Raw genomic sequence first — 24,594 nt, forward strand, 5'->3', positions numbered from 1 at the left:
CAAAGCGAAGGTCAGCTTTCCAGCAGCCGATCGGCTATGAAATCCAAGTCCGCGGCGTCGATGACGAGGTCGCGGTTCAAATCGCATGCGGCGTCGTAGCCGGGATCGGTCGCCGTCAACCCGTACCCTCGGGCGACGAGCGCCAGGTCGTCGATTTCGACCTCTCCGTCGCCATTGACGTCCGGATCGATCAGCAGAATGGACGCCTCGACGTCCTCTTCCACCGTAAAGCGCTCCGACGCGCCGTCTACATACTCCGAGCCGCTTCGCAGCGTCAGGACGAACGGTTCGTCCGGCTCGGCGACGAGAAACGTCAGCTGCAGCACCGGGACGTCGCCGTCGATGCCGGACGGGCCGTCCCCTTCGGTCCGGGTCGCGGTCGCGCGAACGAACGAATCGAATTCCTCGTAGGTCGCCTCCGCGTGCTCGCCGAATTGCGGGTGCGGGCGGACGTCCGTCAGCGTCAGCTTCGTCTTGTCGTAGGCGATATCCAGCGCGGCACCGTAAAGGTCGTCCGCATCGGCCGCTTCGACGTTGATCGTCACCGCTCCGTCCGAGATCGAGCCGGGCTCGACCGCGAAATCGAACGTCGTTCGGTCATCGGGACCGGGCTCGTCGCCGAGCGTGCGCACGGACGCCTCATCGATCCACAGCTCCGAATTCCGGTTCATGAAGCCGACCGTACCGGACGGAACCGCCGTATCCGCGACGCCTTCGATGATCGGAACGCCATTGATAAACAAGGAGAACCGGTCGCCGGCCGCCTCGATGGCGTATTCGTTGTACTGGCGAAAATCGAAGCCGGGAAGCTTGCCGGCAATCCGGACGGGCGGATGCAACGTGACGAATCCCGTTTCCGCCGTATATTTCGCGAACGAAACCTGGTCCGCCGCATCGTTGAAGTCGAAATAGTAGTACGCTTGCGGGCTCGCGAACCGGACGAGCGCGCGCAGCTGCTCGCCGGCGCCGCCGTTTGCCGCGCCGCCGGCGTACTTGGCCGTAAATTCGAAACGGTAGTCGCGGGACGTCTGCTCGTAATCCGCCCAGGCCGACGCCTTGGCCGCTTTGCGGACCGGGTTCCCGCTCGTCGCCGTGCTCGTGCCCTTCATGACCATCGAATTTCGCGCCGGATCCGCCTCGTGCGACCACGACCCGACGCTGCCCGCGGCATCCCACTTCGTTGTAACGTCCTGCTCGAAGCCGTCGGAGAACAGCAGGCGGGACGGGCCGTACACCTCGAGCCGCGCGTCGCGTTCGTTGTTCGCCGTCTCCGCTTCGTCCCAGCCCGCCGCGCGAAGCTCGACGCTTACCTCGTACGCCCCCTGTTCGGCGGGACGCCAGGCGCCGGAGGTTACCGTGACCGTTTGGCCCGCCGCCAGCGCTTCCGGATGCCGCACGGTGCTCACCGTCTCCCCGTTCGCCTTAAAAATCGCCTCGAATCCTTCGCCCGGCGTCGCGCTCAAGCCGTCGTTGCGGACCGCGGCCCCGAAGACGATATCCTTGCCCGCCTGCGGATACGACGGCGTCCAGGTCAGACCCGCGGCGGATAGATCCGGCCCGGCCGCCGGACGGAACGTTTGCCAGTTTTCGAAATCGTATACGACCGCCTCCTCGCCGCGGCGGATCGTCAGCAGGCTCCCGCCGACCTCCTGATGCATGAACGGAGAATCGATCAGGGGCCAGGCCGTATAATCGACCGCCTCGCCATTTACGGTCCGCGCCCCGTTATACGTCAGGCTGAGCGTATCTCCCGCCAGCGACGTGTAGGTAAGCGACGGGTTGGCCTGCTCGAGCCCGGAGGCGTCCACCTCCGTGCGCGCGAGCACCGCCTGCGCGAAACGGTCCAGCTCGGCGTCGATCCGCTCCGCTTCGGAAAGCGCCCCGTCCTCCTCGGCGCCGTACGCCGACGGGTCGGCCGTTTCCACGATGACGCCGTTTTTCGTTCCATCGCTTTTCAGCACCGGCACGCGCAGCGAGCCGACGAACGACTCCGTCCAGACGTACGGCTTCAGCGGCTTGACCGCCAGCAGGACGCTGCCGCCGTGGGCAAAAATCCAGCCGCTCGGATCTTCCCGAATTTTTAATAGCGAGTCCGGAAACGGCCCGTTTATGAACTTGAACGGGTCGCCGGAAGGGATGTTGTAGACCGCGACGACCGCCCCGTCCTTTTGCAGCACCTGCTCGTACGGCGTCGCCCCCGATTCGATGCCGCCCCGCTTCGGATGGGTCATGAAAAAGGTGCTGTACGGACCGTCGGACGTCCAGCGGACGAACCAGCGCCGCATTTGATCCGACCAGCCGAGGCTGCCCGCTCCGTCGAACTGGCTGGCGACCCCGTAGTTTTCGGTCATGTAGGTCGTTTTGCGGTAGCCGTGCGGCGGATTGAGCTTGTTGGTCGGATGCTGGTCGTGGCTTTCCTTGTGCACGTACGGCGCGCTCCGGTCGGCCGCGATGTCCGCCAGCAGGCCGGGCAGCCGGTAGGACGAGGACGCGGCGATGACCGAATACATTCCTTCCGGGTAGCCGAACTCGTTCACCCGGAGGCTCGGCGCGCGTTCGCCGCCGAAGTAAAGCCAGGCCATGATCGTCCCGGCGCCTCCGATTTCCGGGCTCATTCCGTTGTAATCGCGCAGCGTCGACGATACCCAGTAGCCGTTCATCCATTCTCCCGCGATGTTCGCCAGCATGGCGTCGAGCGTCATTTTCGCCATTTGCCGCATCTCTTCGTCCTGCGCGAACTCGTAGAGCATGAGCAGGCATTCGACGTACAGCGCGGCGTAGGTCGTCGAATCGTATTCCTTCATGCCGTAGGTGACGAAACGCTTCATCATGCTCCGCAAATCCTGCTCGGCAAACTGCTTCGTCGCCGCTGCCCGGCTCCAGTCCGGCCACGTCTGGGCGACCAGATAGCCCGCGGTCCGGAACTTGATGAAATGGTTTTCCGTGCTGCCGTTCTGGCTGTAGTCGATGGCCGTCAGCTTCGCCTTCACCTTTTCCCGGAGCGCTTCCGGATACAAATGTCCGAATCGCAAGTAGGTGTCGATGTTCGCCGTATAAAAGAACATGGACGCGCCGGCCGGATTGTCGTTGATGCTGTCCACGATGTCCAGCGCCGTTTCGACGTCGACGCCCCGCTCGAACCGCGCCTGGGCGTAAAAAATCGCTTCCTTCACCCACAGCGTGCGGTCCGTCTGCTCGGGCCGCTCCGTCGCGAACGTGTCCAAAATGAGGTCCGCCCGCTTTTCGAAATCCGTTTTTTCCGCTTCGGACTTGCGGACTTTGACCGCCGTATACGCGGTCGTTTCGTTGTTCAGATCGTTGCCCTCCGCCACCGTTTCCCCGATGTCGGCGACGGCCAGCACCGCATGGGTTCCCGGTTCGGCCGTCCACGGCGCCGAAGCCGTGACGGTAACGGTTTGGCCCGGCTCGACGATGCCGGAATGGACGCCCGTGGCGACGAGCGCTACGTTCACGGACGGGTCGACCTTAAATCCCACCGTAAACTCGGCCTGCGCCGTCGCGGCGAGCCCGCGGTTTTCCACCTCGGCGAGGAACGTCACTTCGTCGCCGGGCTCAGGCTCGGCGGGCGACATGGCGACGCCGGCGACGACAAGGTCCGGGAGGTTCACCTGCTCGACGTTCACCTCGTCGAACTCCGCCCGGACCAGTTGGCCGCGGTTCCGCGACGCGACGGTCATGCCGGCTTCGAGCTCTTCGTCCATCTCCTGCCTGCGGACAGCCAGCGGCTCTCCCCACTGCACCCCGTCCGAAGACGCGTAAGCCGAGAACGCGTCGCCCGACCGCTGCAGCTTGACGTAAACCGGTGCCGCAACCGACGATCGCAGCTCGACCGCTTCCGCCGCTCCCCCGCCGCTGCGGCTCTCGAGCCGCAGCGAGCCGCCGGCGAGCAGCCGCACGCCGACGAAATCGCCGCCCGGGCCCGCGCCCTCCCGGAGCATGACGCCGGAGCCGGCCGACGCGCCCGCGTTCGCCAGCGGATGCAGCCGGAGCGATATCGCGGTGTCGCCGGCCGCTTTCCGGTGCACGAACGTAAATTCGTCGGCGCTTCCGGCGATGTCGAAGCCCGAGCTTTCCGCCGCGAACGTTCCGTCCGCATAGACGGCCGACCCTGCCAGGGCGTGGCTGCCGACCTGCGTGTGGGTCCACCCGTCCGGCAGCCTCGTCTCCGCGTCGGCGATGCGGATCGGGTAGACCCGGGCGCCGCTCTCGAACCCTTCGGCATACACCCTGACCTCATGCGGGCCGGCCGACGCGGGCACCCAGGGCGCGGAGACGACGGTCGTCCGCCAGCCGCGCGGCAGGGAGACGTTCGCCGCGGTGCCGGCGACAATTTGGCCTCCGACCTCGAAGCGAACGGTCAGATCGCCCGCGAAGTCTTTTTCGCCCGCGTTCCGGATTTCGGCGTTGAAGAGGACGGAGTCGCCGGCGAACGGGCCGACCGGCTCCCACGTCAGTCCGGCGACCGTCAGGTTCGCCGTTCCCGTTTCGTCGGGATAGGTCGGGTTCCCGTACACTTCGAGCTCGGTCAGCTGGATGCCGTTTGCCGCGTTCGAGTTGGAGCTTCCCGCGATCCGGACGTACCGGACCTTCGCCGGATCGAACGCGATCTCGTGCCGGTTCTTGGGCGTCCGTTCGAACCGGTAGCTCTGCGCGGGCGCAAGGGTCATGAACGCGGTGCCGTCAAGGCTGCCCTCGACGGCCAGCGTCTGGGTTCGCGCGCTCCAGTCCGGGCCGAGCGAGACGGCGACCTTGTCGACGACGTAAGGCGCCTGCAGGTCGACGGTCAGGTGCGCGGGCGCGCCGGCCGCTTCCCATTGGGTGGCGGCGTCGCCGTCGACGGCGTTCGCCGCCACCCGGCCGCTGCCCGTTTTCTCCGAGCTCGCCGTCGCCGGCTTGCCGCGCGCAAGTTCGGCCGCGGGCATCGCCAGCATCCGCGCGAGCTCGGCGGACGACCCGGCGAGCTTCGCCGCGACGCGGTGCTCGTTCGGCGCGGCCGTCCACGCTTGCTCCGCCGCGACGGTTACCGACTGGCCGGGGGCGATCGCCCCGCCGTACACGGCCTGCGCCACCGAAACGCCGTCGACCGTAAAGGCGACCTCCACCGGCGCGGACGTCGCTGCGCCGCCCTGATTTTCCACGACCGCGTAAAACCCGACTTCCTCGCCCACGGCCGGCTCGGCAGGCGTCCAGCCGAGCTCCTTCAGCGCGACCCGGGGGGCGGGCTCCGGTTCGGCCGGAAGCTCCTCCGCGGCCCCCTTCTGCGCCGGCAGCGGCAGTCCGCCCAGCAGCAGCGCCATCGCGAGCGGGAAGGCTATCCATCGTTTGACTCGCATTTCGCCATCCTCCGTTTCCTCAAATGATCAGGACCGCAAATACCGCGAAGCGACATAGGCCAGATCGATAATGTCGATGATGCCGTCCTTGTTCATGTCGTAAACCGCCTTGTACCCCGTCTCTCCTTCGCGCTTCCCGAACGAGCGGGCGATCGTCTCGATCGCTTTCGGATTCGGCTTTCCGCCCGTCACCGCCGCCGTATCGGCAACCGCGACCCGAAGCTCGCCGCCTTGCGGAACGACCGCCGCTTGCCCGCCGCTATTCGAAACGCCGACAGGGCCCGGCACGGCGAAGTCGGCCGCCCCGTCTTCGGAAAGCGCCGCAAACTCCAGCCGGATCAAATCCGCGCTGCCAAAGGCGCCCGGCACGGCGCCCGTCCGGCTTGCCGCGACGCGCACGGTTCCGCCGTCGTCCTCGTACCGCAAATAACCGTCGCCGCCGGGAGCGAACGCCTCCGCCAATTCGGCCCGGTTCAGCCGGAAAAGGCTCGGGTCGTAACGTAACGTCAGCTCGACGGCATACAGATCGTCCGCCTCCTCCGCCGCGACCGTCACGGCGACTTTCTCGCCGACTTCCACGATCGGCTTGTCGGCGGCCAACGCGATGGACGTGCCGGACACCGGATCCGGGTCCTCGGCGGTGTCGGCGAGCGCGAACCGGTCGTAGCCGCCCGGGTTTTTGCCGTCGGCGAGGCCGCGCGTCCATTGGATGAAATTGTCCCGGCCCATCTGAAAGTCCGCGTCGTTGACCGCGTAGTTCATGCCGAGCTTCGTCCCTTCCGCCAGCGCCAGGCCATGGATCAGCCCGCGCGGAATCTTGATCTCGTACGTCGTTTCCTTCGCCTCCTCGTCGCGGGCGATCGCGAACGGCAGCAGCTCCCCGGCGCTTCCGTTCGGATTCGGCGGACGCGAGAAGAAGATGTTCGCGAGCAGCCGGCCGTCGTCATGCCGCGCGAAGCCCCATTCCATGTCGTCCTGGTTGTAGGCAGCCGGGCTGTCGGCCAGCGGATCGATCGCGAATTGCAGCGAATCGTTTTTCCACATGTTCGCGGCGTCCTCCGAGTTTTTGTGAATGTCGTCCGACACCTTCGCCGCCAGGTACAGATGACCGTCGTCCCACATCGCGTACGCCGTCGCGTCCAGGTTGCCGGGGTCGTACACGCCGGTGTTGTTCCGGCCGGCCCCGCGCAGATGAACGGGATACGCCGCCGTCCAGTCGTCCAGCCGGCCGTCGACGGCGACCGTCCCCGTCTTCTCGATCAGGAGAAAATCGAGCGGAACCTGCGCGTCGTCGAAGATGACCCGGCCGCTTGCCGATTCGGTCACCGTAATCCGGTTCGAATATTCGTTGAAGTCGCGGGCTTCGCGGTAGTCCCAGCGGAAGGCGAGCGTGACGGTTTCGTCCTTGCCGAGATCCGCGAACGTATCGCCCGAAACCGGAGCGAGCGGCTCGCCGTCGGGACCGTACACCGTCACCTTGCCGGATTTCGGAGCCGCGGAGCGACCTTGCAGCCGCACTTGAATTTCGTCCAGCTCGGCGATCGGCTTGCCGACCGGCAAAATCCCGGCGGCGATCGCGCTTTCGACGGTCAGCTCGATAGCCGCCTCGTCGACGACGGCGCCGCCGACGACGAGTTCGACCTTCGGTTCGTAGACACCCTCCGGCGCGTCGGCCGGAATCGCGAGCGTATGCTCGAAGCGGTACGTCCCGCCGGGAGCGATCGTCGCCGTCAGCGTCTCCGCCTCCCCCAGCCTTCGGGCGGTACGATCCGCACGGCGGCGCTGACGCTTTCCGCGGTATCGTTGGCGACGGTGCCCGCCAATTCGCTCGCGTAGCCGGCCTCCGCGTTCCGCTTGACCGGCGTCACGTTCAGCCACGCTCCCACATACACGGGAGCGTCCGCCGCCGTCATCCGCAGCGCGACCGCGGCGAACTCGCGGGCGAGCAGCCCGTATGCGTAGCTTGCGGCATCGGCCCCGCGCTCGCGGTTGTTTTCCGCCAGCCTGCCGTAGCGCTCGGCCCGCATGACCGCCGCGTTGCCGACCGGCAGCACGTAGTCGTCCCCCGCCCTCGCCTCAAGAGCGGACCGGGCCGCAGCCACCGCGGCCGCATAGTCCGGAACGGCCGAACCCGCACCCGCACCCGCTCCCTGTTCGCTCTTCGCCTGGATCAAGGCCTGGGCGGCCGCTTCCGCATAATAGTAAAGCGCTTCCATAACGACGAAAGCCTGCTTCCGCTCCGCTTGTCCGGCCTCGATCGCGCTCGCCATGTCGCTCATTAAGCCATACAGGCTGCCGATGCCCTGCTCGAGCCCCGCCGCCTTGTCCGCGAGCGCCGGTTCGCGCATCGCCGTTTCGAGCCGCTGTCCGATGCCTTCCAGCCTTCCGAGCAGCTCCGCCACGGCCGCGGCGTTGTCCGCCGTTTCCAGCTTCGCGATTTTGCCCGCGGCGTCTTCGCGGTAATCGCCCTGCAGCGCAATCGCCGCCTCGTACAGCGCGTCGGCCGAAGCGTTCAAAATAAAGATCGGCGAACCCGATACCGTAACCTCCGCTTGGCCGTTCGTCGCCGCCACCGTCCGGTCGCGTCCCTCGATCGACCGCACGACGACTTCGTCGGTGCCGACGTCGATCGCAAGCTGCGACGTAGCCGGGTTGCTCGCGGGATCGTCCTTGTGATCGACCGACCGCCAGGCGGCGATGATCGGCTTGCCGTCCTTCAGGAAGACGTAGGCTCTGACTTTGCCGTCGGGCACTTCCAGTCGTCCGGCATAGGCCGCTCCGGCCAGCGTCGTCATCAGGTTGTTGACCGCGCCGTACGCCAGCTTGGGCCTGCCGTCCACGTCGGTGATGCCCCAGAAAATTTCGTAATAGTTTTCGTCCGTGCCGTCGTTTTTGAAATTGTAATACTCCCACGCCCTGACCTTCGGCTCCGTCATATAAATCAGAAACGCTCGCGCAATGTAATCCCGCTGCACCTCTTCGCTCACGTTCGGGTAGCCGCCCTTGGCCGTCGGCCAGCCGCCTTCGGTCAGGTAGAAATCTTTCCAGCCCCCGTACGCGTCGATCATGCCGCCGATATCGTCCACGAACGATTCGATGGCGCCGTCCGGCATCGCGTTGTACACGTACGGATGCCAGGAAAACGCGTCCGCGAAGTTGTACGCCCCGAGCTCCAGCTCCCTCGGGAGCACGCTCCGGACGCTCGACGTGTGGCCCCCGGCGATCAGCGCGCTGCCCGGATTCGCTTTTTTCGTTCCGAGATAGAGCCGCTTCCACTGCTGAACGATTTCGTACGGAATGTACGGATCGACAAACAGCTCCGGCTCGTTGGACGTTTCGAAGGTCCGGATCAGCCCCCGGTACCGGTTCGCGCTCTCGTAGGCGAAGCGTTCGAGCAGCCGCAGGCCTTCGTAGGAAGCGGCCGTCGCCGTGTCTTCGATCACGCCGAACACGGGGATACTGTTCAGGCCGAAGCTGGCGATTTTGTTCAAATACGCGTCCGTCTTCGCAAAGTCGAATACGGGCTTGCCGTCTGCGCCGTATTGGCCCGTGAAGCTGTCGGCGATGTTAAGCGTGCTTCGGTGGTGCCTCGCCCCCGTTTTGCGGACGGCGTCCATTATGTCGTCGCGCCAGTTTTCCTTGTAGTGCGTATTGAACCCGAACTTCGACTCGATGTCGGCGTCGATTTCCGGCGTTTCGGGAATTTCCCGGACGACCGCCATCCGCATCGTTTTCGTCGACGCGTCGCTCCGCACGCCGTCCACGTAAAGCTCGACTTCGACGTCGTACGTGCCGATGTCCCCGATGCCCGGCTCGAACGTCAGCTCCTCGTTCAGTTCTCCGTAGGCCGCAAGCTCGTATTCCCGCTCGCCGGACGCGACGAGCTCCCGTTCGCCGTCGGCCCGCCGGACCTTGTAGGCAACCTTGTACGTGTGCGCCTCCGCGCCCCCCGAGACGAAGACGTTCAGCCCCGGCGCCTCGCCCGGTCCGTAAATGCCCGTGTAATTGCCTGCCGGCTCGACGTTGTAGATATGCTCCGGCTCCAGCGGGACGATTTCGAACGAGTCGATCAGCAGCTCGATGCCGTTGACCGTGCCGAATTGGATGTAGCCTTTGTCCATCCGCAGCGTGTCGAAGTCGTCGACGCCGATCACCTTTTCCCCGTCGATGTAAAGCTCGTGGGTGATGCCCGACGCCCGGATTTCGTAGTCGACCCAGCGGTTGTCGAGCGCTTCGTTATACGTGCCCAAATAATAGTTGCCGCCGAGATCGGTTTTGCGCATGATGAAATACCGCCAGTTGTGGGTCCCCCACTCCATCGAATAGTTGTTGTTGTCGTTTTGGGTCCGGTAACGCAACCGCCACACGTTGTAATACTCGTCGCTCGTGCGGACGTATTTGGCCCGGAACTTCAAAATAAAGTTGTCGATGCTGCCGTACGCCGGATTCGACAGCGTGGCGGACGGGTAAACGGTGCCGACCCGGCCGTTCAGGCGCAGCGCCTTGCCTCCTTCCGGAAGCGCCGCGATTTTGGCGTCGCCGCGCACCGTCCAGCCCGCGGGCACGCTGCCGACCGCAAGCGATTCGAAATCGTTCGCGTACGGCTCGAACGCCCCGACGGCTACCGACGCGTCGCCGGACGCCGGATACCGGGCCGCGTTGCCGGCCTCGTCCCGTACCGCGATATGGTAGCCGACGGCGGAGGACCGGTTCGTGCCCGGAATCGTCGCGCGATAGATGCCGTCCGTCCCCCGCGCGGCCGCGACTTCCCGCTCCGGCTCGTCTCCGTACCGGTACCGGACCGCGGCCGTCACCGCCGATCCGGCGTCGCCTCTGACCGTGAAGGCGACCGGAATGTCGGCGTTGTACGGCACAGATGCGACGGGAGAATGTTCGACCGCCAGCGGCCCCGAGGCGGTCAGCTTCACCGGATGGCTCACGGTCAGATCGGCGATTTCCAGATCGACGTTATTCGAACGGAAGCCGATGCCGCCCGACGGATACCGGTTGTTCGAATCCGTTGCCGAAATCAGCCCGGTCCCGTTTACGTAGAGGGCAATCCGGTTCCCCCGCACCTCGATGCGGTAGTCGTTCCAGGCCGAAGCGTCGAACGTCGCGTTCACGTTGGCCGTCAGATTTTGCTGATAAACGGTGTTGTCCCAATAATGTATTTTCAGCAGGACGTCGTTCGTCCCTTCCGACGTTTGCGCCTCGACGGCGTAATAGTCGCCCTGGTCGTTCGCCCGGACGAAAAACTCGCCGCGGCCGTTCGCTTTGCGGGCGAATTTGGCCCGGAACTCGACGTCGTAATCCGTCCACGTCTCGGAGCCAGCCCCCGTCAAATAGTTGCGCGTATTGCCGGCGGTCGCTTTCATGACCCGCTCGTCCCCGTCGTCCGCGACGATCCACTCCTCGGGCGTTTTCGTCCAGTGCTCCGCGGTCCGGGCGGCATCCGCGAAATCGTCGGCATACCCGGTCGATTTCCGGCTCCCGGCCGCATCCGAGGCTTCGATATAATAGTTGAGCGTGTCCTCGTCCCCGGACGGGGGTGCGGGAAGGCGTACGGAATGCGAGTCTCCGCTGCCCTTCGACATTGAAGCGCTTTCAAAATTGCGCTCCTCATCGGCATGTCCGTACCGATAATACACGGTCGCCGTTACGCTTGCAGGCCCGACGATATCCGCGGAAATGTCGATCCCTTGCCCGGCGTCGGCCTCCGTAATCGGCGAGTGATGAATCTGCAATTCCTGAGCCGGCCCGCCCTCGCCCGAAACGGCGACCCGATCGATCTGCAGGCCGACGTTCTGCGAACGGAACCCGATCCCGCCCGACGGATAATGAGAATTCGGATCCGTCGCGGAAATAATCGGTTCCCCGTCCAGCCGAAGCGAAATCGTGCTTCCTTCCACCGTTACCGTATAATCGTGCCACTGCGTCGGATCGTAAGCATGCGTCACGTTCGCGGTCAAATTCCCCTGGTAGACGGTGCCCGCCCAGCGGTGGATCTTGAACGTCGCGGCCGAAGCCCCGTCCTGCGTCAGCTGCGCCTCTACGGAGTAGAAATTGCCGCTGTCGTCGGCCCTGACGAAAAACTCCGCCCGGCCCGTGACGTTGGCGGCGAACCTGGCCCTGACGTTCACTTCGTAATCGGTCCAGCCCGCGGCTTCCTCCAACCGGAGAAACGTTCGCGTGTTCGCGTGGAATCCGTGAAAAAAGCTGACCCCGTCTTCCGTCTTGACGTCCCACTGGCCCGGAACTTCCTTCCAGCGTTCCTGCGCGAGAGCCGGGCTGTCGAAATCATCCTCGAACCAGGTCTCCGAGGCCGCGGCCGCCGGCGCAGGCGACGCCCCCGGGAGCGGCAAACCGCCGAGGGCTGTGACGATCGCGAGCGCCCAGGCCGCGACCCGCATTGCCGTTTTTCGTCTCATTCCTGTTCTCCTCCTTCGTTTTTTGAAATCGCCAAAAAAAGAATCCCCGTACGGCGGCAAAACCGGATGAGGATTCGCAAGGCGCTTCGGGCGCGTTCACCCTTTCACAGAGGACAAATTGACTCCGCGAATAATGTATTTTTGCAAAAAGGCGAACATCAACAGCGGCGGAACCATCACCAGCGTCAAAATCGCGAATTTTACGTTGACCTGAATGTTGTTGGACTCGCCGGAAAGCACGTATTTGTAGACGGCGGTGGCGATCGGGTACTTATCCGGACTGGAAATGACGAGCCCCGCCCAAAACCATTCGTTCCACGCCGCCGTGAATCCGAAGATCAAAATCGTGGCGAGAATCGGATACGACAGCGGCAGCGCCATTTGCAGGAAGCAGCGCAGCTCGGAGGCCCCGTCCATTCGGGCCGCTTCGAACAGCTCCTTGTGTATGCCGTCGAAAAAGCTTTTGAGCAGCAAAATCCAGAAAGCGTTGGCGGCGGACGGCAGCCAGAACGCCCAATACGTATTCAGCAGTCCGAGCTCCTGCAGGTTCAAGTAGTTCGGAATCATGTACGTCGCCGACGGAATCATCAGCGTGCACATGAAAAACAGGGTGAACCCTTTGCGGAACGGGATGTGCAGGTGGGACAGGCTGAACGCGGCCAGGCCGATGCAGACGACCGCGACGAGCGTGCTGCCGGCATAAATGGCGAACGTGTTCAGCATGTACCGGGACAGGTCGATAAATTGAAAGCCTTCTCCCAGGTTGCTCCACACCCACTCCTTCGGCCACAGCGTCGGAGGAAACGTATAGATGTCCTCTCTCGTCTTGAAAGCGTTGAAGATCGTCACCAGGAACGGATAAATCATCGTCGCCGACAAGGCGGCAAGCAGCACGATCATGACCGAGTACCCGGCCCAAACCGTTTTCCGGCGAAAATCGAAGTGGGACAAAATGCCGCGTTCGCGCAGCGATTCCTTGTCCATTACGGTTCCGTCCCCTTTCTTTGCAGCGAGTACAGCACGATGGACAGCAGGGTCAGCGCCACGAACAGCATGACGCCCATGGCCGACGCCTCGCCGAACGCGAACGATTTGAAGGCATCGTTGACGACGAGCAGCATATACGTCGTTGTCGCCTCATTCGGTCCGCCCCGGTCATAGCAAGCTGCGGCTCGTAGGACTGGCTGTTGGAAATGAGCTGCATGATGAGCATCAGCACGAAAATCATCCGGATCGAGGGCAGCGTAATATAGCGAATGCGCTGAAAGACGCCCGCCCCGTCGATTTCCGCCGCCTCGTACAGGTCCTTCGGAATGCTCATGACCGCCGCCAGGTAGATCAGCGCGGTCGCGCCGAAATGGTGCCACGTGTTCATCAGCACGATCGAAAACATCGACATCGATTTGTCGGTGAGCCACATGACCGGATCCAGGCCGAAGACGGACAGGAAATTGTTGAGCGGACCGATCGGCTCGAACAGCCACTTCCAGACGCCGTACAGCGCGACGGCCGGCACGATATTGGGCAAATAGACGATGAGCCTGGCGGTCGACTTGAACCGTCTCAGCTCGGAGATGGCGATCGCCGCCACGGCCGGAACCCAATAGCCGATGGCGAGCCCTAGAAAAATAAACCAGAGCGTATTGCGGATGGCGGTAAAAAAGCTGTCGTCGCGGATCATTTCGATATAGTTTTGAAGGCCGACGAACGTATTGCCTTTGACGAAATTGATGTCATGCAGGCTGTAATAAATCCCCATGACGATCGGTTTCCACAAAAAGACGCAAAAGATTACGATTTCCGGAAGCAGAAAAACGAGTCCCCAGAAATAAAGCTTCGACTTGCTGCGGACCTTTCCTGCGGTCAGCGGCGGGCTTGCCGAATATGCCGATTTCATGCTTCACCTTCCTCGTTCGGGACGTTCCCGGAGGACGCCGAACGCCGCGCGCGGCTTCGGGCGTCCTCCGTCTTTGATGTTACAGCTCCACTTTATCCAGGAACTCGGATTGCAGCTCCTGCGCCCCCTCTTCCAGAAGCTTTTGCAAATCGGCTTTTTCGTTGCTGAAAATTTCCTGGATGACATTCGTCATGATCGCATAAAAATCCTGGGCATGGAACGGCGGCTCCGGCTTCGCGTTGGCATTGTAAATTTCGAGGAACGCCGGATCGAATTCGTAGACGACGCCGGGATATTTGGCGTACAGCTCCTCCATTTTGGCGGCGTACGCGGAATCCGGGCTGTAATACGGCATCAGATCGGGAATGTGCATCTGATTTTTCGCCTGGCGCTCCTGGATTTTCTTTTCCTCCGTTTCGATGCCGCTGTCCTTGAAATAGTCGTACGTGATGAACTTGAACGCCATTTCCTGCTGGGCTTCCGTCTGCTGCGGGTTGATGACGTAGAAGTTGCCCCCGGTAATGGCGTAATTGGGAGAGCCCTTCTCCATGCTCGGAAGCGGGTAGATTTTCGCGTCTTCCGGAGCGAAGCCGCCGTCGTTGATTCCCGTGTTCAGGGAATTGGAATGGAACACGATGCCCAGCCGTCCTTGCTTATACAGGTTCGACAAATCCGGATTTTCCAGATTCCAGTCGCCCGGCAGCACGTTATGCTCCCATCTGAGCTGACGATAAAGCTCCAGCACCTTGAGCGCGGCCGGGGAGTTCAGCGTCGTCGTCACTTTGCCGTCCTTCGTTTCCTCGACGAATTCGCCCGCCTGGTACAGGAAGTTCGTCATATTCCAGCCGGCCGAATTGCCTTTCGCCGCAACGGCGAAGCCGGCGATGCCTTTGGCCGGGTCGTTCACGGCTTTGGCCGCCGCGATCAAATCGTCCCAGGTCCAGTCGTAGCCCGGCAGCTCCACGCCCTTTTCGCGGAACAGCTTCGCATTGAGGCCGACCGTCATGACGTAGCCGCCCTGCGGGAACGCGTAATACTTGCCGTCCACGTTGAAAATGTCGAGCAGCTTCTGGTTCAACTGATCCTTGAACTCGTATTGGTCGAAAAATTTCGTCAGGTCGGCCGCATAGCCGTTGTCGGTCAAAATTTTCGCTTCGGTGGCATACGTGTTGTAGTAGGACGGAGCTTCCCCGGCCGCGAGCTTGACGCCGAGCGTCGCCGCCCCGCCGTCGCTATAATGCCAATCGCTTTTCAATATTTCGACGTGCGGATATTCTTCCTGGAACCGCTTGATCCGATCGTCCATCGCCGCCCGCTCCACTTCCTGGTCCGGCTTCGGATACTGGATCGTAATCGTGACTTTCTCGGGCGCGGCGCCGCCCGTGGATTCCGCCCCCGCATTCGACGGGGACGGGGACGCCGAGCCGGTCGCCGCTCCGTTCGTCGCCCCGTTTTCCCCGCCGCATCCGGCCAGAAAAACCGTGAAGACGAGGGCGCTTGCCAACATGTTACGCAAACCCTTCATGTGCCGATTTTGCCCCTTTCAACTCTGTTTTTGGTTTCAGGGCAAGTATAAAGGGGACGAGCGCCGCTTGAATTCGGATTTTTTGGGGTTCGCCTTTCTATTTTTTGTCCGTTTGCAAAAAGCCGCCTTTTTGCAGGTCGAGAAGGATGGCTTCGCGGACCCGGCCGCCGCCGTATTCCCCGTCATGGGCGCGGACGTAAGCCTCCCAGCCGGCATCGTCCAGCGAGGCGTTGCCGTAAATGAATCTGGCCGCCATCTGTTCGCGGTAGCTTTTCAGCCGGTCGATCAGCTCCGAGCGTTCCATCGCGTAGCCCAGCCCGTAGACGGAGCCTCTTTTGCCGCCGCCTTCGATCATGCTTTTGACGGTCTCGAATTCCTCCGGCTCCGAATGGAACGCTTTCATGACGTCCAGGTCGGACAGAAATTTGCTTCGGTCTCCGATCAGGTTGTAAACCTCGAGGTAGTCGTTTTGTCTGCCTTGCAGCATTCGGATTTCGCCCCGCTCCTTGACGTGGTTCGTGCCCTCCGCCCCATACAGAAGAAGCCGTTTCCCTTCTTCCCCGTTCATCCAATCGACGAGCTCCACGATTTTGCGCACTTTCTCCGGCGATTTGGCCGCCTTCGTCGTGATGCCGATCGTCGTGCCGACGCCGACGAGCGGCCAATGGTAACCGGCGCCCGCCGGACCTTCCAGCGGCGGCAAATACGCGATTTCGGCATCCGGGTCGTTCGTCCGAAGCTGCCGGATGACGTCCGCGGGATACCCGGTAGAATGGAAAATGCCTACCTGTCCCTGCACGATTTTTTGGGTTTTGCGGTTGGAATCGTTGACGGCCATATCCGGGTCGAGCGCCCCCGCGGCCATCAAATCCCGCATGAACCGCAAATACTCCCGGTACCCCGGAGACGTCCAGCCTCCCTTCAGTTCGCCGTCCGCCAAATATTCGTCCGGGGAAGCGAGGCCGGTGAACGCGGACAGCAGCTCCCAGAAATCCTGGCAGCTCATGCACCCGCCGGAGGTGAAGCCGTACGTGTCGTCCTTTCCGTTGCCGTCCGGGTCGCGCTTCGCGAATGCTTCGGCGACGGCCGCGAATTGTTCGACGGTTCGCGGCGGCTCAAGGCCCAGCTCGCGGAGCCAGTCGCTGCGGATGAACATCCCTTCGAGCATCGGCCCCATCCGGTTCGGAATGCCGTAGTAAAGCCCGCCGTCGTCGGAAATCGAGCGCAGCATATCCTCGGTTATATAAGATAAGTTCTCCGGCAGATTGCTTGCGTTCAGCACGTCGTTAAGCGGAACGATATACCCTTGCGAACGGGCGGTCCGGTAATCCATCATGTTGAAAAAATAGATGACGTCCGGCAGGTCGCCCGAAGCCGCCCGGGCCGCCAGCTTCGCCCTCCATTCCTGGGATCTGCCCGTGGAGAAGTCGTACTTCAGATCGATATTCAGCTCCTTGCGGATCGTCTCGAGAACGATATCGTCGTCCGGATCGGGAAACCGCACGCTGGTCGGGTACCAGCGGTCGACCTCGATGACGACGGCCTTATCCGCCCCGTCTTCCCCGCCTCCGCAGCCCGCGAGCATGCCGAGCGCGACCGCCGCCGAAACCGTAAACAAAATGAGCCGTTTCAGCCTCATGGCGAAACCCCTTTCCGCTGCAACTCTCTTGATTCTGATATAATTGCTGCAAGATGTAATCCCCAAAAATCCAAAAACGAAAAAGGTTTATCCAAAAAATCCGAAGGCGGCCGGCGGCAGAGCCGCGTTACAATGATACAACTTCCCTGCGAGGAGCGTCCTCCCGATGAGAAGCCCGGCTTTTATCAGCTTGAGCGTCAAGGTGTTCGCGATCAGCTTCGTCTCGATCGCGTCGCTGATCTTCCTGCTCGGCTACATCTCGCAAAACTATATCGTCGAAACGTACAAAAAACAGCAAACCCGCTACGTCGCGAATTTGCTGGAAAGCACGCAGCTCCATTTGAACCTTTTCATGAAAAATCTCCAGGGCAATTTGCTCGCCCTTTCCAACGACGAACGGCTGCAGTCGGCTGCGGACGACGAAACGCTGATCGCTTTGCTCGAGCGGGAGCGCAAGTATTGGAACCAGGACCTGAAAAACATCTATCTGATCCGGCCCGATCTGGACGTTGTCGGAACGTCGGATTATTTATGGGATATCCGGGGGCATCGGCTGGCCCGGAACCTTTACGACGGCGCGCTTAAAAGCGAGTATATGTATTGGTCGGAGCCGTACATGTCGGACGTGTCCGATTATACGGTATCGGTCGGCGTCCGGGTGTCGGACGCGTACGGAACGCTTCGGGGCGTGCTTGCGGCCGATTTGGATTTGGAGAGCATCATCAACGTCTATGGGGTAAGGGACGATTCGCTGAACGAGGACCTTCTTATTTTAAGCGCGGATCTCCGGCCGATTACGGTGTCCAACCCGTTTGTCGTCTACGACGTTTTCTCCGAATCGTACTCCGTTTCCGGGCTTCCGGCCGAAGAGCTGGAGGCGAGCGGCGGGAACAGCCGGCATGTCGACGACGGCGCGGGCGGGCGTTTGTACGTATCCGGCGTTCAGAACAACAATTGGGGCTGGCGGATCATGGCCGTGCTTCAGGAAGAAGAGCTTTACGGCAGCATCGGCGTTTTGCAAAGCTACATTCTTTGGGTCGGGCTCGTCGGCTTGCTGCTGTCTCTCATCATTTCGTATTATTTGTCCCGATACGTCGCCCGGCCGATCAAGTTGTTGAGCAAGCAGATGCGGCGCTTCAGCACCGGCGATTTTCAAACCCGGATTTCGCTGCCTTTTCGCGGGGAGATCGGCATTCTCGTGAACAGCTTCAACCAGATGGTGCGAAGGATCAAAGGACTGATGGAGGAGCTTGTCGAAAGCGAACGGGAAAAAAAGCGGTTCGAGCTCAAAGTGCTGCAAGCCCAGATTCAGCCTCATTTTCTGTACAACACGCTGAATTCCATCAGCTATTTGGCCCGGCACAGGCAGACGGAGCATGTCGACCGGATGATTACGAGCCTGGTCGAGCTGCTTCACTTCCATCTGGACAAAGTCGACGAATTCGTGCCGATCGGCCAGGAGGTCGAAGGCATTCGTCATTACGCCTATTTGCTGTCCGTGCGTTATCCCGACAAGTTCGCGCTCGAAGCGGAGCTTGACGACGACGTTCTCGCGTTCGGCATCCCGAAGCTGACGATCCAGCCGTTGGTGGAAAACGCGGTTTTCCACGGCATTCTCGCCGGAGCGGGGCCCGGCACGATCGTCCTTTCCGGCCGGAGGGAGGAGGAGGAGGACATCGTTTTGCAAGTATCCGACGACGGCGTCGGCATGGAACGGGCGGTCGTCGAATCGCTGTTTGCCGGCGCGCAAAAAAACCGCCGAAACACATACTACCACATGGGGATCAAAAATATTCACGACCGTTTGCAACTGTATTTCGGCCCGAAATACGGCCTGACGGTCGCAAGCACTCCCGGAGAGGGCACGACCGTAACCGTTCGGTTGCCCGCGACGGCTTCCCCGCCCGGCGAACGGCCGGAGGATCGCGCAACGTCCGAACCGGAAGGAGATGAACCGCATGCTGCGCGTATTGCTCGTGGACGATGAATATATGGTGCTCGATGCGCTGTGCTCCGATATCCGGTGGGAGAAGCTCGGCCTCGAGGTCGTCGCCACGGCGGCGAACGGCCGGCAGGCGCTCGAGCGCTGCGCCGTTTACTTTCCGGACCTGGTCATCACCGATATTACGATGCCGGTCATGGACGGAATCGAGCTGATGGCGGAGCTGCGCAAAGGGTTTCCCCATGTCCGGTTCGCCATTTTGACGGCGCACAAGGATTTCGAATACGCCAAGCAGGCGATCGCGCTCGGAGCGCTCGATTACGTGCTGAAAACCCCGTTGAATCCGGAGGAAATCGAAGCGACGCTGCTGCGCTGCAAAGACGCCATCGGGGCCGAAAAGGAAATGAAGCAGCGCGCCCTGATCGGGGACCGGCTGGAGCATCAGCACAGCTGGGAAATCCGCAAACGGATGGCCGAGGATATCGACCGCGGCTTGTTCAACTTCGAGCGCGACGGCGCCAATCTGATCCGGGGAAGCGGCGAGCTTCGGCCGAAAATGCCGTACCGGGTGCTTTATGTCGCGCTGCAGGATCGAATCGCGTTTTTTGCCGGGTATGCGGAGCGGGATCATTCGCTCATCCGGTTCACGATGAATCAGGCGATCTATGAGAGCATCCCGAACCGCGCCGAGGGCGACGTGCTGCCGCTCGGCAACGGCGAATCCGCCGTCATTTTGCAGAAGCCCGCCTCGTCCAGCAAAGCGGATTCCGAAATCCAGATCCAGCAGCTGTACGACCATATAAATCAATGGTTCAAAAAATATCTCGGCACTCCGCTGCTGTGCGGAATCAGCTCGGACGCAACCGACTACGCCGAATTGAAACGCGCCATTTCGCAGGCCGTGCAGGCGAAGGAAACGTTTTTTTACGATAACCGTTCGTCCTTGCATTTTTATCATCAATACCATCGCATCGTCTGGAGCCACGAAACGGAGCAGGATTGGAACCTTCTGTCCCAAAAGCTGTCGCTCAAATGGAGCGTGCCCGACGTCGACAAACGAATCGAAGGCATTCAGCTGCTGCTCTCGTTCGTGCTCGAGAAACGGCCCACGCCTTCGAAGCTGAAAAGCGCCGTTTTGCGCGTGCTGGAGGAGCTTGCGATGCCGCTGACGAGACAGGAATGGCTGCGCATGGAGCACAGCGACTCGCTTGAGGACTGGCTGTCCCATCTGGAAAAAATCATGGCCAAAGCCCACAAGCAGGATGCCGAGCTGCCGGTTCAGGTGCATCCCGAAATTCAAAAGGCGGTCGACTTTATTTATGCTCATCTTTCCGAAAATCTTACGTTGAACAAAGTGGCGGATCACGTTCACCTGAATCCGAGCTACCTCAGCCACCTGTTCAAAATCCAGACGGGCGACAATTTTCTCGATTTTCTGACCGAACAGCGGGTGCGGAAAGCGAAGGAATTTCTGCTTCAGTCCGATCTGAAAAACTATGAGCTGGCCGAGAAAGTCGGGTTCGTCAATTATCCCCACTTTTGCACCGTCTTCAAAAAGTCCACCGGCATGACGCCGAACGAATTCCGGCGGCACTACAAAACGGGCCATAGCGGCAGCGCGGCGCACTGATTTGCCGCCGTTGCCGCTCCGCTCTTGCGGGGCGCAGCCGGCCGTCAACCCGCCGCATCGCCGGCGTTAACGGGCTGGTCATGCAGGTGGACGGACGGATGCGCCATGAGGGCGAAAATTTCGGGTACATTTGTGCCTTGACGAGACGGATGCGGTTATGAGAGCGAATTTGGCAGGAGGTCTAGGCTAGGTACGCGGAGCTTCGTTGGATTTTGTCCACTACGTATGCAAAAAACCTGACATGAAGCTAGCCAAAATAAAAAAAGTCTCCTATTGTAGAGGAAGCAGACAAAATTGCCCATTTCCCTACAAAGGAGAACTAACCCATGGGCAATATACACCAAAAAACGGTTATGCGCAAGTGTTTAAAAGAACTTAAGCTCCATATGGGAAAACTTCCTTTGGCGGATCGCTATGCGAAGAAATTGACGATCACCGCGGCCATCCTGTTATGTATCGAGGGGGAAATTCAACAGCGAAGGACCTTGGAAGATATTCAGCTCCATTTGGCTACCGATCCCTATCTTCAAGAACTGACTGGCGTGTCTTCCGTTCATGCCTCGACGCTGAATCGAAAGCTGGCGAAACTGCCCTTGGAATACTTGCAGTGCATCTTCAATCGATTAGCCTCCCGACTGCAACAACTGATGCCAGGCGCCAAGGGAGTTGGTCATTTGGGTAAACTGGCCCCTATCGATTCAAGCAGTTTCCTTCTTCCGTTTGTGTTTGGCGATTGGGCCTTTTATCAGGATCGAACCAAGGGGGTGAAGATGCACACTCGGCTGCTATGCTTGGACGAAGAAAATCCCTTTCCGGACCGGATCGTCTTGTCCACGGTTGGGGTCTCTGATCAGATGGCGGTTGATGAGCTCGTGACACGCAAGGATCTGACCTACATTTTGGACCGGGGCTACGTGAATTACACGCGCTTTTGTGCATGGGCGAAAGACGGCATTACCTTTGTGGCCCGACTTAAAACGACCAACACGTTCACGGTATTGCAGGAGCACCCTGTGAAGGCCGACACGCCGATCCTGCGGGATGCAACCGTCACGATCTACGACAAGAAGACGAAAACCCATCGGCCGTTTCGCTTGGTGGAGTTCCAGGACGAGAAGGGTCGGACCTACAGGCTGCTGACCAACCGCTTCGATCTTAGCGCCGCGGACGTAGGGGAAGTCTATCGCTGCAGATGGCAAATTGAGTTGTTTTTTAAGTGGATCAAGCAACACCTGACGACGATCACCTTTCACAACCATGATCCGAATGCCGTATGGGCTCAGTTGTATCTGGGCGTCATTAGCTATCTGTTGTGCGAGCTCGTGCATCGGCAAACGCCGAACAAGTTGACCCTGTTTAACTTTGTTCGTTATTTGCGTCATTACAGCCAATACCCGTGGAAGCGGTTCGTCGCCATCTTGAATAAACCTACGGAACGAACCAGTCGGGGAAGGCAAAAGCGAAAACAAGCCAAGACCGTCCCTCGGATTCAACCTGGCAGAGGCAAAAATGAACGTGAGGTTGTGAAGATTCTAGTCCCGTAACGAAACCATTTGGATCCAAACCTTTTTTTGGCAATTTTTTCTGCGATTCCTCCCCTGTTGCTCGTTTTTCCTCTCCCCATCCAAACGACATGTAAAATATTAGGTCAAAGGAAATAATAATGACAAACCAACTCGGTACTGGATTTCGCGTTAGGTTTATTGCATGTATAGTGGATTTTGTCCAACCAAAACCGGCCTTTTCGCGAAACCCGCCGGCTTGGTTGGATTTTGTCCAATCAGGAGCGGCCCTTTCGGGGATTTCGCCCGATTTTCCCGTTTCTCGTTGGATCAAATCCACTGTAGATCAACATTTCCGCATTTCTTGCTCCGTCGGTTGGATAAAATCCAACATAGGCGGAACCCGCAGGTTTCCGCCGCCCATGTCACTCATAGCAGCTCACCGTTGTCCTTACCCAAGTACCCATTCGCAGAGCTCCCCGGTGGCCGTTGCCCAAGTACCATTCGCACAGAGCTCGCCAGTGTACGACTTTTGGAGGAGAATGCCGTTTTCGCGCCTGAGTGATCACGCCAGGAGTTCACATGCATCCATATAACAGCCCACACCTTAAATTTGGAGAAGTACTCGAACCAACCTTATATCAAGCGAAAAAGCCAAAAAAGAAGCACAAAAAAAGCACCCCGTATGAGGTGCTTTCCTGTTCTCCAACCTGGCAACGTCCTACTCTCCCAGGACCCTGCGGTCCAAGTACCATCGGCGCTGGAGGGCTTAACGGTCGTGTTCGAGATGGGTACGCGTGGAACCCCTCCGCCATTGCCACCAGATCGAAGTTCTTCAAGGCTTGCGCCTTGATAACCGGATACGAAACGATTGCGCATGGTTGTTTGCTGGCTTTGCTTCCCGTCTGCTCCGTGCCCGAAGGCGCTTCGCTTTAGGATAAGCCCTCGACCGATTAGTACTCGTCAGCTCCACACGTTGCCGCGCTTCCACCCCGAGCCTATCAACCTGGTGTTCTTCCAGGGGTCTTACGAATTGGGAAATCTCATCTTGAGGCGGGCTTCGCGCTTAGATGCTTTCAGCGCTTATCCCTCCCGCACTTGGCTACCCAGCCATGCTCCTGGCGGAACAACTGGTACACCAGCGGTGCGTCCATCCCGGTCCTCTCGTACTAAGGACAGCCCCTCTCAAATTTCCTACGCCCGCGACAGATAGGGACCGAACTGTCTCACGACGTTCTGAACCCAGCTCGCGTACCGCTTTAATGGGCGAACAGCCCAACCCTTGGGACCTACTTCAGCCCCAGGATGCGATGAGCCGACATCGAGGTGCCAAACCTCCCCGTCGATGTGGACTCTTGGGGGAGATAAGCCTGTTATCCCAGGGTAGCTTTTATCCGTTGAGCGATGGCCCTTCCATTCGGTACCACCGGATCACTAAGCCCGACTTTCGTCCCTGCTCGACTTGTAGGTCTCGCAGTCAAGCTCCCTTATGCCTTTGCACTCTTCGAATGATTTCCAACCATTCTGAGGGAACCTTGGGGCGCCTCCGTTACATTTTGGGAGGCGACCGCCCCAGTCAAACTGTCCGCCTGACACGGTCCCTTCACCGGATTCACGGTGACAGGTTAGAACTCCGATACGATCAGGGTGGTATCCCAACGGCGCCTCCATCGATGCTTGCGCACCGACTTCTCAGGCTCCCACCTATCCTGTACAGACCGTACCAAAGTCCAATATCAAGCTACAGTAAAGCTCCATGGGGTCTTTCCGTCACGTCGCGGGTAACCTGCATCTTCACAGGTACTAAAATTTCACCGGATCTCTCGTTGAGACAGCGCCCAAGTCGTTACGCCATTCGTGCGGGTCAGAATTTACCTGACAAGGAATTTCGCTACCTTAGGACCGTTATAGTTACGGCCGCCGTTTACTGGGGCTTCGGTTCACAGCTTCGGATTGCTCCTAACCGCTCCCCTTAACCTTCCAGCACCGGGCAGGCGTCAGCCCGTATACTTCGCCTTGCGGCTTCGCACAGACCTGTGTTTTTGCTAAACAGTCGCTTGGGCCTCTTCACTGCGGCCCCTCGGGCTATTCACCCTACCGAGGCACCCCTTCTCCCGAAGTTACGGGGTCATTTTGCCGAGTTCCTTAACGAGAGTTCTTCCGCGCGCCTTAGAATACTCATCTTGCCTACCTGTGTCGGTTTGCGGTACGGGCACCTTCGCCTGGCTAGAGGCTTTTCTCGGCAGCGTGAGCACGGAACCTTCGGTACTGTGATTTTCCCTCCCCATCACAGCTCAGCCTTTTCGATGCACGGATTTGCCTGCGCATCAGCCTCGCTGCTTGGACGAGCATATCCATCAGCTCGCGTTCTTGCCCTCCTGCGTCCCCCCATCGCTCGTAACGGCTTACGGTGGTACAGGAATTTCAACCTGTTGTCCTTCGACTACGCCTTTCGGCCTCGCCTTAGGTCCCGACTTACCCTGAGCGGACGAACCTTCCTCAGGAACCCTTAGGCTTTCGGCGGACAGGATTCTCACCTGTCTTTTCGTTACTCATACCGGCATTCTCACTTGAATGCAGTCCACCGGTCCTTCCGGTCCGACTTCAACCCGCATTCAACGCTCCCCTACCCAGTTCGTCGTCTTCACTTCACCCTGGTGTGTTTAGCTGGGGCATT

10 protein-coding genes and 2 rRNA genes (1 of these 12 only partly in view) are annotated in these 24,594 nt (G+C 60.3%); 3 read left to right on the forward strand and 9 right to left on the reverse strand.

The annotated features are described in order from the left end of the window. Positions 1-11: 11 nt before the first annotated feature. The 7 genes from JW799_RS04245 to JW799_RS04275 form a co-directional block, all read right to left on the reverse strand. Complete coding sequence (locus JW799_RS04245) at positions 12-5,354, reverse strand: CARDB domain-containing protein (RefSeq protein WP_205428757.1); 5,343 nt, start codon at positions 5,352-5,354, stop codon at positions 12-14. Positions 5,355-5,381: 27 nt separating this feature from the next. Further along, positions 5,382-6,872, reverse strand: a complete 1,491-nt coding sequence (locus JW799_RS04250; protein WP_338026341.1) for a sugar-binding protein — start codon at positions 6,870-6,872, stop codon at positions 5,382-5,384. Positions 6,873-7,084: 212 nt separating this feature from the next. Then, the gene (locus JW799_RS04255) at positions 7,085-11,782 is read right to left on the reverse strand and encodes a 3-keto-alpha-glucoside-1,2-lyase-like domain-containing protein (RefSeq protein ID WP_205428759.1); all 4,698 of its coding nucleotides are present in this window, start codon (positions 11,780-11,782) and stop codon (positions 7,085-7,087) included. Positions 11,783-11,878: 96 nt separating this feature from the next. Beyond that, positions 11,879-12,766, reverse strand: coding sequence for a carbohydrate ABC transporter permease (locus tag JW799_RS04260; protein ID WP_240353142.1), 888 nt, complete (start codon positions 12,764-12,766; stop codon positions 11,879-11,881). 52 nt (positions 12,767-12,818) lie between these two features. Continuing rightward, on the reverse strand, positions 12,819-13,679 hold the full coding sequence (locus tag JW799_RS04265) for a carbohydrate ABC transporter permease (RefSeq protein WP_240353143.1): 861 nt from the start codon (positions 13,677-13,679) through the stop codon (positions 12,819-12,821). Between the two features lie 79 nt (positions 13,680-13,758). After that, entirely contained in the window at positions 13,759-15,204 is a 1,446-nt protein-coding gene (locus JW799_RS04270) for an ABC transporter substrate-binding protein (RefSeq protein ID WP_139787044.1), read from the reverse strand. 97 nt (positions 15,205-15,301) lie between these two features. Continuing rightward, positions 15,302-16,843 carry an extracellular solute-binding protein gene (locus JW799_RS04275; RefSeq protein ID WP_205428761.1) on the reverse strand — a complete coding sequence of 514 codons (1,542 nt, stop codon included), beginning with the start codon at positions 16,841-16,843 and terminating at the stop codon, positions 15,302-15,304. A 166-nt stretch (positions 16,844-17,009) separates the two neighbouring features. On the opposite strand from JW799_RS04275, the gene JW799_RS04280 reads away from it, so the two are divergent. The 3 genes from JW799_RS04280 to JW799_RS04290 all read left to right on the forward strand — a co-directional run bounded on the left by JW799_RS04280 (position 17,010) and on the right by JW799_RS04290 (position 21,959). Continuing rightward, entirely contained in the window at positions 17,010-18,830 is a 1,821-nt protein-coding gene (locus JW799_RS04280) for a sensor histidine kinase (protein WP_205428762.1), read from the forward strand. Next, entirely contained in the window at positions 18,802-20,415 is a 1,614-nt protein-coding gene (locus tag JW799_RS04285; protein WP_205428763.1) for a response regulator, read from the forward strand. The genes JW799_RS04280 and JW799_RS04285 overlap by 29 nt, the downstream gene beginning before the upstream one ends. 326 nt (positions 20,416-20,741) lie before the next feature. Continuing rightward, the gene (locus tag JW799_RS04290; RefSeq protein ID WP_205428764.1) at positions 20,742-21,959 is read left to right on the forward strand and encodes an IS4 family transposase; all 1,218 of its coding nucleotides are present in this window, start codon (positions 20,742-20,744) and stop codon (positions 21,957-21,959) included. A 666-nt stretch (positions 21,960-22,625) separates the two neighbouring features. On the opposite strand, the gene rrf is transcribed toward JW799_RS04290, so the two are convergent. Together rrf and JW799_RS04300 are read right to left on the reverse strand one after the other, a co-directional pair. Continuing rightward, positions 22,626-22,742 (reverse strand): 5S ribosomal RNA (rrf, locus tag JW799_RS04295). Positions 22,743-22,850: 108 nt separating this feature from the next. Further along, a 23S ribosomal RNA gene (locus JW799_RS04300) occupies positions 22,851-24,594 on the reverse strand (it continues 1,297 nt past the right edge of the window).

This window comes from Cohnella algarum (assembly GCF_016937515.1).
In the GTDB taxonomy this organism is placed as follows: domain Bacteria; phylum Bacillota; class Bacilli; order Paenibacillales; family Paenibacillaceae; genus Cohnella; species Cohnella algarum.